The organism is Dictyoglomus sp. LHC4 (assembly GCF_055181355.1).
This window is the reverse complement of sequence record NZ_CM143707.1, coordinates 1,803,290-1,815,911: the sequence shown is the minus strand read 5'-3', so window position 1 is coordinate 1,815,911 and position 12,622 is coordinate 1,803,290. Positions and strand designations below refer to the sequence as shown.

11 protein-coding genes are annotated in these 12,622 nt (G+C 32.7%); 9 read left to right on the top strand and 2 right to left on the bottom strand.

Annotated elements, in window-relative coordinates; genetic code table 11:
• Positions 1 to 4: 4 nt before the first annotated feature.
• The 4 genes from ACY3JO_RS09205 (at position 5) to ACY3JO_RS09190 (ending at position 4,579) form a co-directional block, all read left to right on the top strand.
• Positions 5 to 880 (top strand): carbohydrate ABC transporter permease, encoded by an 876-nt coding sequence (locus ACY3JO_RS09205; protein ID WP_463084696.1) that lies wholly within the window; start codon positions 5 to 7, stop codon positions 878 to 880.
• Between the two features lies 1 nt (position 881).
• Positions 882 to 2,309 (top strand): family 43 glycosylhydrolase, encoded by a 1,428-nt coding sequence (locus ACY3JO_RS09200; RefSeq protein WP_463084695.1) that lies wholly within the window; start codon positions 882 to 884, stop codon positions 2,307 to 2,309.
• A gap of 145 nt (positions 2,310 to 2,454) precedes the next feature.
• Positions 2,455 to 3,429 carry an NGG1p interacting factor NIF3 gene (locus ACY3JO_RS09195; protein WP_463084694.1) on the top strand — a complete coding sequence of 325 codons (975 nt, stop codon included), beginning with the start codon at positions 2,455 to 2,457 and terminating at the stop codon, positions 3,427 to 3,429.
• Complete coding sequence (locus tag ACY3JO_RS09190) at positions 3,413 to 4,579, top strand: glycosyltransferase (protein ID WP_463084693.1); 1,167 nt, start codon at positions 3,413 to 3,415, stop codon at positions 4,577 to 4,579. The genes ACY3JO_RS09195 and ACY3JO_RS09190 overlap by 17 nt, the downstream gene beginning before the upstream one ends.
• On the opposite strand, the gene ACY3JO_RS09185 is transcribed toward ACY3JO_RS09190, so the two are convergent.
• On the bottom strand, positions 4,544 to 5,128 hold the full coding sequence (locus ACY3JO_RS09185; protein ID WP_463084692.1) for a helix-turn-helix domain-containing protein: 585 nt from the start codon (positions 5,126 to 5,128) through the stop codon (positions 4,544 to 4,546). The two genes, ACY3JO_RS09190 and ACY3JO_RS09185, sit on opposite strands and share 36 nt — an antisense overlap.
• Positions 5,129 to 5,131: 3 nt before the next feature.
• Complete coding sequence (locus ACY3JO_RS09180) at positions 5,132 to 6,520, bottom strand: radical SAM protein (protein WP_463084691.1); 1,389 nt, start codon at positions 6,518 to 6,520, stop codon at positions 5,132 to 5,134.
• Positions 6,521 to 6,837: 317 nt separating this feature from the next.
• On the opposite strand from ACY3JO_RS09180, the gene ACY3JO_RS09175 reads away from it, so the two are divergent.
• From ACY3JO_RS09175 to ACY3JO_RS09155, 5 genes are read left to right on the top strand one after another with little or no spacing between them, the layout of a single operon-like run.
• Positions 6,838 to 8,718 (top strand): ABC transporter substrate-binding protein, encoded by a 1,881-nt coding sequence (locus tag ACY3JO_RS09175; RefSeq protein WP_463084690.1) that lies wholly within the window; start codon positions 6,838 to 6,840, stop codon positions 8,716 to 8,718.
• 48 nt (positions 8,719 to 8,766) lie between these two features.
• Positions 8,767 to 9,768 carry an ABC transporter permease gene (locus tag ACY3JO_RS09170; RefSeq protein WP_463084689.1) on the top strand — a complete coding sequence of 334 codons (1,002 nt, stop codon included), beginning with the start codon at positions 8,767 to 8,769 and terminating at the stop codon, positions 9,766 to 9,768.
• Positions 9,769 to 9,795: 27 nt separating this feature from the next.
• Positions 9,796 to 10,656, top strand: a complete 861-nt coding sequence (locus tag ACY3JO_RS09165) for an ABC transporter permease (protein WP_463084688.1) — start codon at positions 9,796 to 9,798, stop codon at positions 10,654 to 10,656.
• 4 nt (positions 10,657 to 10,660) lie between these two features.
• Positions 10,661 to 11,650: an ABC transporter ATP-binding protein gene (locus ACY3JO_RS09160; protein ID WP_463084687.1), complete on the top strand. Its 990-nt coding sequence runs from the start codon at positions 10,661 to 10,663 to the stop codon at positions 11,648 to 11,650.
• Positions 11,647 to 12,600 (top strand): ABC transporter ATP-binding protein, encoded by a 954-nt coding sequence (locus ACY3JO_RS09155; RefSeq protein ID WP_463084686.1) that lies wholly within the window; start codon positions 11,647 to 11,649, stop codon positions 12,598 to 12,600. The genes ACY3JO_RS09160 and ACY3JO_RS09155 overlap by 4 nt, the downstream gene beginning before the upstream one ends.
• Positions 12,601 to 12,622: the final 22 nt, after the last annotated feature.

The window sequence follows — 12,622 nt, the reverse complement described above, 5'->3', positions numbered from 1 at the left end:
AATTATGCAAGAAAAAATTTGGCTGAAACTCTTTAAGAGTAATAAAAAACTACAAAGAATAGTATTATCGATTATACTTTGGATTATTGCTGCTATTTGGTATATTCCTATTTTTTGGATGTTATCTACATCATTAAAATCTTCGCAAGTTGCTATAACTGAGAATCCTCCAAGATGGATCCCTCAAGAACCTACCCTTGAAAATTATAAAATTGTATTTTCACCTGCCAGTGGTATAAGTGTAATGAGGGGAATAATAAACAGCTTCTTTGTGGCAATTATTTCAACCTTTTTGGGTCTTGTTATAGCTACTCCAGCTGCTTATGCTTTATCGAGATTAAGATTTAGAGGAAGAAATGCAATTTTTTGGAGCTATGTAGCTATTCTTGCTTTTCCTGGGGTATTATTTTTAGTACCCCAATATTTTATTATTCATAGATTAGGGCTTATGGATAATTATTTGGCATTGATATTGCCCGGTCTTGGAAGTACTTTTGGAGTATTTTTGTTAAGGCAGTATATGTTAGGTATTCCAAGAGAATTGGAGGATGCAGCTTGGATTGATGGTTGTTCCAGATTAAGATTTTTAGTTACTGTTGTTTTGCCCTATGTTAAGCCAGCTTTGACAACTTTAGCCTTAATGTCCTTTTTAGGATCTTGGAATAGTTTCTTATGGCCTTTACTTGTATTGAACTCTCCTGAAAAATTAACTCTTCCTATTGCGTTAGTAAGATTTAGTGCAGGTTGGGGAGATCCTTTTAGAGGAATTGGACCTTTAATGGCAGGAGCTTTTGTATCAGTAGCTCCAACTTTAATTATATTTATTGTTTTCCATAAGTATCTAATGCAAGGAATCTCTTTAAGTGTAGGTGAAAAATAATATGATAAAGAAGATAATATTGATAGCTATTTTGTTATTAATTATATTTTGTAAAAATGTTTATACTCAGAGTATTTTATATCCTCCTGAACCACCAAAAATAGAGTTATTTGATGCTTATATTGTAAATGATGAAAAGAAATGGTCTATTAATAATGTTCATGACCCTTCCATAATTAAGGCTCATAATGGTTGGTACTATATTTACTCTACTGATGTAAAAGCTTATGGAATTCCGAGACCTGGAATTCAGATAAGAAAATCAAAAGATCTTATAAATTGGCAGTTTGTAGGATATGTTTTTGACAATGATAAATATGTTTTTAAAGGTATTCCTCAAGAAGCCTTCGAATGGAGCAGAGCTTCTACTTTATGGGCTCCTGATGTAAAATTCTTTAATAATAAGTACTATCTTTATTATTCTGCATCTACTTTTGGAAAGAATCAATCATATATTGGATTAGCTACATCTGCTAATCCAGAAGGACCATGGAAGGATGAAGGCTTGGTTATAAAATCTAAGCAAGGTGATCCAGTTAATGCCATTGACCCATGTCTAATTTTTGATGAAAATGGAGATACATGGCTTTCTTATGGATCTTTTTGGACAGGTATCTATTTAATTAAAATTGATAAAAGAAATGGAAAACCAGCAGAAAAGGGCTTTGGTGTAAATATAGCAAGGAGAAAAGGAACAGTTTCTGGTGCAATTGAAGGTTCTTATATAATTTATAATCCTAAATTCAAAAAATATTATCTATTTGTGTCTTACGATTCTTTATCTTCAGATTATAATGTGAGGGTTGCAAGATCTGATAGAATTACAGGACCTTATGTAGATTATAATGGTAATGTAATGACCGATTTAACACTTCCTCCTGATGAGGTGGGTACTAAGATACTTGGTGGTTATAAGTTTAAGAATGATGATGGTTGGATAGCACCAGGTCATAATTCAGTACTTGTAGATGGTGATGACTGGTATATAGTACATCATGCCAGGCCAGCTTTAAATAAGAATTGGATGTATTTACATATTAGGAGAATTATATGGACAGATGACGGATGGCCGGTAGTATCACCTGAAAGGTATGCAGGAGAGAAAATTCAGGAAATTCCTCAAAGTTTAATAATAGGTGTCTGGGAAAGAATTGTATTGGATCCTTACGTAAAAATACAAGCAGAATCACAAGAAATAAATCTTTTAAATAATGGATATATAGAAGGTGATAATAAAAGAGGAATTTGGGAATTTTTGTCTCCTAATACTTTAAAAATTAAATGGATAGTAGATGAAAAACAACAAAAATATGAATCAGAGACTGTAAAAATTTTACCAGCATGGGATTTTGAAAATTGGAAACCTACTCTTGTTTTTACTGGTTTAAGTGGAAAAGGTATAGCAATTTGGGGAAAAAGGATTAAATAGTTTTCTGAAATAAACTATTTAAGGGACTATCCTTTATTTTTAATATGAATAAGGATAGTCCCTTTTTTGTTTAAAAAGATTTTTGTTGCTATAATATAAGTAAGTTAAGTGAATAAATAAGGAAAATTAGGAGGATTTTAGAGATATGAAACTAAAAGAAATATACGAACTTTTTGTTAGGCTTGGTATGGAGAATGATCCAAGAGGATGGGATAAAGTTCAAGAGATTTTAGAGAGAACAAAAAAAGACTATGAAAAAATGGATGAAAAAAGTAAAGATAAATTTGACAAAGAAAAGTTATTTAACCCTTATGCAGATACGAGAATATTAAATGGGGATATTGAAAAGGAGGTAAAGAGAGTTCTTGTAGGAATTGATATTGATACCTCAGAAATTCTTTTAGCAAAAGAGCTTGAAAGAAATGGTATTAAGGTAGATTTAGTGATTTCTCATCATCCTGCTGGTCTAGCTTATGCAAATTTTTATGAGGTTATGCATTTGCAAGAGGATTTACTCTCTAAAATTGGTGTACCTATTAACTATGCAGAAGGTGTCATGTACCCCAGAATATTAGAAGTAGAAAGAAAAGTTATGCCGGCTAACCATTATAAAAATGTAGATGCAGCAAGATTGCTAAATATTCCTTTCATGTGTTGTCATACTCCTGCAGATAATTGTGTAGCTACTTATCTTCAGAAGATATTTGATTTGAGAACTCCATATGATTTACAAGAAGTTTTAGATATACTTGAGGAAATACCAGAATATCGAGAGGCAGGAAGAAGAAATAATCCTCCTAAAATCCTTGTTGGTAATCCTAAAAATAGAGCAGGAAAGATTTTTGTAGATATGACGGGTGGAACGGAAGGTCCTGTAGATATAATTTCTAAACTATCAGAGGTAGGTGTAGGAACGATAGTAGGGATGCATATGAGTGAAGAACATAGGAAGGAAGCTGAAAAATATCATATTAATGTGGTTATTGCAGGACATATGGCTTCTGATTCCTTAGGTATGAATATTCTTATGGATTATTTAGAGAGAAATGGTATAGAGATTCTAAATTGTGCAGGTTTTATTAGAGTTTCAAGGGTGAATGGTAATGCAGGAAAAAATTAAAGTTAATATAGTTTCAGAAGCTCAAGCTTGGAAGGTAGAAGGTCAAGGGGTTTATACAGCTACTCTTGTTCTTATGGAAGCTTTGAAGAAAAGAAATGATGTGGAAGTATATTTAAATGGAAGTGGATTATATGATATAGCTCATTTACATACTCCGGGACCATATGCAGTAAGTAAAGGACTTTTTACTGGTAAAAGACTTGTAATATCAGCTCATGTAGTTCCGGAATCAGTTTTAGGAAGTTTAGTATTAGCTAATGTTTGGCTTCCCTTTTTTACTCTCTACCTTAAAAATTACTATAATTTAGCTGATATGGTTATAGCAGTAGCTCCAAGGGTAAAAAGAGATTTAGAAGAAATAGGGGTAAAGGCTCCAATTGTTTTTGTACCAAATCCTGTAAATTTAGAAAGATTCTATCCAGATTTAAAATTAAGAGAAGAAGGTAGAAGAATATTAGGCATTAATAATGATGATTTTGTAGCTATTTGTTCTGGGCAGTTACAACCTCGAAAAGGTGTGGATACTTTTATTGAGGTGGCCAAAAGTTTACCATGTGTAAAATTTGTATGGGTTGGAGGACAACCCTTCTCAGTTTTAACAGCTGGTTACATTGAGATGAATGAAAAGATAAAGAATGCTCCTTCTAATGTTATTTTTACTGGACTTGTACCCTATGAAGGTATGCCCATATATTTAAATGCAGCCGATATATTCTTTTTCCCATCTTTTCAAGAGAATTTTCCAATGGCTGTCTTAGAAGCTGCATCTTGTGGTTTACCCTTACTTCTTAGGGACAATGTGGAATATAAAGAACCGTATAAAGATAGGTATATTCCAGCCAAAAATGATGAAGAGTTTAGGAATTATATTATAAAACTACTTGAAGATAAGAGTTTTAGAGAAGAATATAAAAAGAAGGCTTTAAGACTTGCTTATGAATATAGTGCAGATAATGTAGCCCAAATGATGATGGATGTTTACAGAGAGGTTTTAAAAAATCCTCCAAGAATGCGTAGAGATTACATTACCTTAGAGCCTTTTAGGGAGGAATGGAGGAAGATATTTCGTAATGTAAAATATAAAGATATTCCCCATTCCTCCCCACGTAAGAGATCAATCTTGAAGAAGACCGAAGATAAAATTTACTAATATTTTCTTCTCTTCCGAAGCCAACTGATTTAAGGATGTTATATAATCATCAATACTTTTTTTGACACTACTTTCAGGAATTAACTTATATAGATTCTTCGTATAACTCATTAGTAAGAAAGGAATTACAAGGAGAATCAATTCCCAATTAGATTGATAATTTGTTAATAGAAAAGCTAAGAAGGATTTTAATTCCTTAGAAAGATTTATTTTGCTAAGTAGTAACGTTATAAAGGATATTACTATAAGCGATGGTTTAGAGTACTTTCCTAAATTATTCTCTTTATTTATATTTTGTTGAACCTCATCTTTTATCTCTTTTGGTAGAAAGAATACTTTGCCTCTACCCTTTTTACTATTTTGGGAATCTTTTAGATATACCATATCTATATAACCATCTTTAGATAAACTTTGGAGAATATCATACGCTGTAGCTGGACTTACTGACAGTCTCTGAGCTACTTCTTCATAATGAATTGGCCTATTGTATGCTTTATATAAACTTCTTAATGTCTCTAAAAATTGTATTCTCCTTTTTGTAAGGCTCACCTTTTATTTCACTCCTATCTTTTCTTCAGTATTTTCTTCTTGTATATTTCCATTGAAGTCCTCTTTCCATATAGGATTAAGTTCTCTTCTTAAATTCTTCGCATATTCATCCAAGATATTGGAGAATTTAGTTATCACATCATCTGCACCTTCATGAGTAGGATGTGCTCCTGTTTTAGCAACAATTTCCCTAAGAATCCAAGGAGAATCAATAATCATACAAGGTAGCAAAAGATTTTCATGGAATGGTTGTCTTTTTCTTATTTCTTTGAAGAAATCTGAATTTAACACTTCTATAAGAGATTTTTCCTTAATATTATCTACTGCAAAATGGGTAAATATGCAAGGTTCTACTTCTCCTTTATTGTTTATATGGAGATATTTTCTGCCACCTGCTATACAGCCACCCACATAGGGTGCATCATTCCAGAAGTCCATTGGGAATATGGGTAAATGACCTCTAATTTTTCTTATAAACTTTCCATATTCTGCCCTTTGTTTAGGTGTAGGCATTAATGATGGATCGTCATCCTTTCCAACAGGCATATAGAGGAAAGTCCAACCAAAGAAAGCACCTTTGTCAGCCAACCATTGATAAAGTTCTGGTTTAGTTACCGCATCATAGTTGTATCTTGTAAGGGTTATAGAATAACCAAAAGGAATACCTGCTTTTTTTAAAAGATCCATAGCCTTTATAACCTTTTCATATACACCATTACCTCTTCTTTTATCTGTCTCTTCTTGACCACCTTCAATTGAGAGAACTGGAACTACATTTTTACTTTTCCAAAATCTTTCTATTTTATTTTCATCTAAAAGAGTTGCATTCGTAAAAATTTGAAATACAGATCTTTTATGCCTATTAACAATATCTAATAGTTTTGGATAAACAAAAGGCTCTCCTCCTAATATGGTATAAAAATATGTACCAATATCTTCTCCCTCTTTTATTATTCTTTCAACAACCTCAGGAGGAAGATCATCTTCTTTTTTGTAATTTCCTGCATAGCATCCTATACATTTCAGATTACATCTCATAGTAGGACTGAGAAGGATAGTATAGGGGGTAGGTATGTTCTTTTTTTGGTTATTTTTGTCAAAATATACCCAGAAAAATCCTACGTTTAATATTACATTTGTGAAAATTCTACTTGTATAATCAGGATCGTAATCAGTAAATGCCCTGTGAATTAAGCGCTTTACTGAGGGCTCATTACATAAATATTCCTCTACAATATCAAGTATTTTGTCGGTACCTTCATCAGGGCTAAATTTTCTTGCCAAATTTATAAGTTTAGGAATTCTTTTTTCATAATCCTTGGAAACATATTTAAATAGATTTTCAAAGAGTATATCACCTATGTACATTTTAATTTTTAAGCCTGTATGCATCCTCTCACCTCCAAAAAATCTAAAATAACCAAAATTTTAAATAATTATAGATCTTAATTCTTTAAAGGTCAATTAGGATATTTTTTATATATGTGTGATTAAAATTATGAATTTTTGTAGATGAATATATTTTGATTTAATTTTGGTGTTTTTTACTATATCCTCAATCCTCATTTATTTATTGACAAAACTAAGATGAAGGTTATAATAGTAGATAAAACGATTGCTTTAAAGATTTCCTATAAACAAAGAGGTGAAAGAAAAAGTAAAATTTCTAAGTTTTAATTATCTAAAGATTTTTGGGGGTAGGTGATTTTATGAAGAAATTAGTTTTCTTGAGTTTAGTATTATTAATAATATTCACATTATCTCAAACAGCCTTTTCACAGTTAGGACCAAGTGTACCAAGAAATGAAACTTTGATTGCCAATATTCTTACAGGTAGAGTGGTTATTCCGGATAATTTTAATGTTTGGGCTGCCACTTGGCGTACTCCAGATAGAGGTATTCAGCAACTTATGTTAGAACCACTATGGATTGTAGATCCTGCCACAGGTAAAGTAATTAACGCATTAGCTGCCACCTCTCCTATGTATAGTAAGGATTTCAAAACCCTAACTATAAAACTGAGACCTGGTTGTTATTGGAGCGATGGTGTTGAAATTACTGCTGATGATCTGATCTATACAATAGAGCTTGCTAAAAGTAATTCAGGAATGAGTTATTATGCTTCTTTCCAGGAAGTTGTTAAATTAACTAAGATAGATAAATATACTGTAAGGGTTGACCTGAAAGAGCCTAATACAAGATTTCATACTTATTTCTTAGATAGATGGGGAGCTTGTAGGCCATTACCAAAACATGTTTTTGAAAAAGTAAAAGATCCAGTATCTTTTGATTTCAAACCACCAATAAGCTCAGGACCATATGTATTACATAGCTATGATCCAGGTGGATACTGGGTACTCTGGCAGAGGAGAGAAGACTGGCAAAGAACACCAACAGGAAAACTCTTTGGAATGCCCCAACCTAAATATGTACTCTTCTACTATTATGGACCAACCGAAAAACAAGTCCTTGCCCAAAACAACCATCAATTAGACATGGCAGATCTAACTATGGAGGGATTGAGATCGGTATTGTCTTCAAATAAATATGCAAGGGCATATATGAAGAACTTCCCATACATCGTTAATGTAGACCCATGTATTACAGGAATATATTTCAATATCGCAAAAGCTCCATATAATAATAAGGAGGTTAGATGGGCATTAGCTTTATCAATTGATATATTTGAATACTTAGCAACTGCTTTTGATGGTGCAGCTACTATGGGAGCACTTCTTGTACCTCCTACACCAGCATATTTGAAATGGTATTATGAACCTTTGGAAAATTGGATGAAAAACTTTACTATTACGGTGGATGGTCAAAAAGTTAAAATATATGATCCGGATGCACCTATGAGACTTGCTGAATATGCTAAGAGAAGAGGATATACAGTTCCAAATGATCCAAAAGAAATTAGGGCAATATTTGGTTATGGATGGTTCAAATATGCACCTGATATAGCTGAAAAATTATTGATAAAGAATGGATTTAAGAGAGATAAAGATGGAAAATGGCTAACACCAGATGGTAAACCGTGGAAAATAACAATTCTGGCTCACACTAATCCTGCCCATCCTGATTTTAGAAATGGTTTTGCAGCATCCCAGCAATGGAAAAAATTTGGAATAGATGTAGAGGTAGTGACAACAGAGCAAAGAGCTACGATGCTACAAGTAGGAGATTTTGATGCTTCTTCTGATTGGCCAGCAACAGAACCATGGGGTGGACATCCTGATATGTATAGAACTTTTAATGCATGGAGATCCGAATATGTAAGACCAATAGGTGAACGTACATTTGGTCATGCTAGTAGATGGTCTGATCCAAGAATGGATAAAGTGATAGAGGAGTTGGCAAATACTGATTGGAACAGTGTAAAGGTTAAAACTTTGGGACTGCAAGGATTAAAAATTGCATTTGAGGAAATGGCTGGGATTCCAACTTGTGCTTATCCAGGTATAGCAAGCTATGATGAATATTACTGGACCAATTATCCAACAGCAGAAAATCCATATTGTATACCATATCATCATTGGCCTAACTTCAAGTACATGTTACCATTCTTGAAGCCAACAGGAAGGAAATAAAAAATAAGCCCCCCGAAAGGGGGGCTAAAAAATGGAAGGAGGTATGGAATGCTTAAAAGATATCTGATACCAAGGTTAGTACAATATCTGTTAGTAATTTTTGTTGGAGTAACCATTGTTTTTTTTGTGCCCCGTCTTACTCCTGTGGATCCTGTACAACAGATGATCAATACTATTACAAGAATGGGAACCTATCTTGATCCAAAGGCAGTAGAAAAAATGACAGAGACTTTGAAAGAATTATATGGATTGAAGGGAAATTTATTTGAACAATATTTAGCTTTTTGGGGAAGACTTTTAAAAGGAGATTTTGGTCCTTCTCTTTTCAGATTTCCTATTCCGGTTATAAAACTTATAGGAGATTCTTTACCATGGACCTTGGGACTTCTTACAATAAGTACTTTTTTGTCTTGGTTTATAGGAAATATATTAGGTGGAATTGTAGGTTTTTATTATGATAGAAGATGGGCAAGGGTTATGGAAAGTATAGCTATGTTTATAAGGCCAATTCCCTATTATATATTTGCTCTTATAATTCTTATCGTTTTTTCGTACCTTCTTAAATGGTTTCCTTTGGGGGGTGGTATGCCTGTTGGTGTTGTGCCAAGTTTTAGTATTAAATTTATATTTGAATTATTTAGGTATGCTTTCTTACCTTTAATTTCAATGATGGTATTAGGAATTGCAGTAACACTACAAACCATGAGACTTATAGTTTCAAATATTGTAAAAGAGGATTTTGTAACCTATGCAAGGGCAGGAGGAGTGAAAAAGAGAATAATTGCTTTCAAATATGTAATTAGAAACGCTATGCTTCCTCAGGTTACTAATTTGGCTTTATCTATGGGACAAATATTTAGTGGGGCTCTTATTACCGAAATAGTATTTTCTTATCCAGGAATGGGAACTTTACTATATAACGCAATTGCTACAGGAGATTTTAACTTAATTATGGGAATTGCAACTATATCAATTTTTGGTATTTCTACCTTTATCTTGCTTATAGATCTACTGTATCCATTATTTGATCCTCGTGTAAGATATAGATAAAAATTTTGAAGAGGAAGAGGTAATAATATGGGTATCTTTAGAGATTTATTAAGAGATGGAAAATTTAGAGTAGGATTTATAATTATATGTTTGATCCTTTTTTTAGCTTTGCTTTCTTTTGTATCTCCCTATGATCCTACAAGATGGAATGTAGCTCCAAGAGATTTACCTCCATCATTACAACATATTTTAGGTACTAATTCTCAAGGACAAGATGTATTTTGGCAGCTTACGTTTGCCATAAGGAACTCTTTAATTATAGCTATAATAGCTGCATTTTTTTCTCGGATAATAGCTATTATTGTTGGGCTCGTAGCTGGATATAGAGGAGGAAGATTAGATAGATTTTTAATGGGAATAAATGATAGCTTTTTGGTTTTGCCACTATTACCAATTTTAATATTAATTTCATCTCTTATTAAAGGAAGGCTTAGTTTTGTAAGCTTAGGCCTCATTTTGAGTGTTTTTGGATGGAGTTGGGATGCTCGAGTAATTAGATCCCAGATATTAAGTTTAAGAGAAAGAGATTTTACATATACTGCTCTATTATCTGGCACAAATACTATTCAATTAGTATTCAAAGAATATTTTCCCTTTGTTATTCCAATTGTTTTTTCAACGTTGATAAACAATATGTCATGGGCTATTGGAATGGAAATAACTCTTGCTATTTTAGGTTTGACTAATCTTGAAATTCCAACCTTAGGTACAGTTTTACAGTGGGCTATAAGTTATCAAGCAATGCTTTTAGGTTTGTGGTGGTGGTTGTTAACTCCTGTTGTAACATCAGTATTGCTTTTTGTAAGTTTATATCTACTTTCTGTAAGTATAAGTGAGTATTTAGATCCTCGAACAAGAATACAAAGAATTAGAGTTATAAAGGAGTGATGAAATGGAAATCTTAAAGGCAGAAAATTTAAAGGCTTATTATCTGTTAGATATAGGGGGTAAGCTTCATTCTGTAAGAGCAGTTGATGATATAAATATATCTATTAAAGAGAATGAAATTTATGGTATTGCTGGCGAATCAGGGTGTGGAAAGAGTACTCTTATTAAAACTCTTTATGGTATGGTAGAGCCACCACTAAATGTAGTTGATGGGAAAGTTTATTATAGAATAGATAATGAATATAAAAATATTTTCTCTTTGAATGGGGCCTTAGAGAGCATAAGGTGGAATTATATTTCATATATTCCTCAAGGATCAATGAGTGTATTAAACCCAGTAGTAAAAATAATTGAATCTTTTTGGGATTTTATTGGCTCTCGTGTTGATATTTCTGATAAAAGTACTTGGAGAAAAAATATAGAAGAGCATTTCGCTTTACTTGGATTGCCTACCAAGGTTTTGGATGCTTATCCTCACCAATTGTCTGGAGGTATGCGACAAAGGGTTACAATAGCTCTTGCTACTATTCTTAGTCCAAAGATCATAGTAGCTGATGAACCTTCTACTGCATTGGATGTAGTAGCTCAAAGAGCAGTAATTCAATTATTAAAAGAAATACAAAAGAATTTGAAGAACACTATTATTCTTGTTACTCATGATATGGGTGTACATGCAAGTATATCTGATAGAATTGCTATAATGTATGCTGGAAAGATTGTAGAGGAAGCTCCCACATCCGAGATTTTTGAGAGCCCACGACATCCCTATACTAAATATCTTATAGGAGCTTTGCCCAAGATTGGAGATAAATCCTATAAGGTCAGTGCTCCGGGTGCACCACCATCCCTTTTAAACTCACCATCTGGGTGTAGATTTCATCCAAGATGTAGTCAAGCTATGGAAGAATGTAAAGTTAACGTACCTGAATTGATAAGTGTAAATTCAGAACATAGAGTAGCATGCTTTTTATATTCAAAGGAGAGAGAGCTATGAATAAAGAGATACTATTAAGAGTTGAGAATTTAACAAGAATTTTTACATTGGGTTCTATATTTTCTCGAGTGAGAATAAGGGCTGTTAATAATGTCTCCTTCAATATTGAAGAATCTGAAATTTTTACTCTTGCTGGAGAAAGTGGTAGTGGTAAGACTACAGTTGCCAAGATTATTTTAGGATTTCTTGAACCTACATCTGGAAAGATAATATACAAAGGAAAAGATATAATAGAATCTCAAAAGGAAGATAAGAAGTCTATTAGAAAAGAGGTACAAGCAGTCTTTCAGAATCCATTTGAGACTTTTAATCCGTTAAGAATGGTCCATAATTACCTTGTAGAAACTGTTAAAAATCTTGGAGTAAATAGTAATTATCAGGAAGTGATTGAAAATGCATTAAATTTGGTAGGGCTTACTTGGAATGACGTGGTAAATAAATATCCAAGTGAGTTTTCTGGAGGACAGCTTCAAAGAATATCTATTGCCAGGTCTTTACTTACTAATCCTACTCTTCTTGTGGCTGATGAGCCTGTATCAATGGTTGATGCCTCTTTGAGAATGTCTATTGTAAATCTCTTTGCAAAACTTAAAAAAGAAATAGGGTTAAGTGTTTTATATATTACTCATGATCTTGCCACAGCATATTATGTTAGTGATAGGATCGCCATAATGTTTAGAGGTGAAATAGTGGAAATGGGATCTGTTGATAAAGTACTAACAGATCCTAAACATCCATATACAATGTTACTTAAAGAATCTATTCCAGAACCAGATCCAAAGAAAAAATGGACTAAGGATATAAAGATTCTTACTTTAGAGGAAGAAGAATATCAAATGAAAGGTTGTAAATTTATAAGTAGATGTCCATATAGAATGGATAAATGTAAAAATCCAGTACCAGATGTAGAGGTAGATGAAAGAGTTGTTAAATGTTATCTTTATACCTAATATTTAGATAATAAAATTTCCA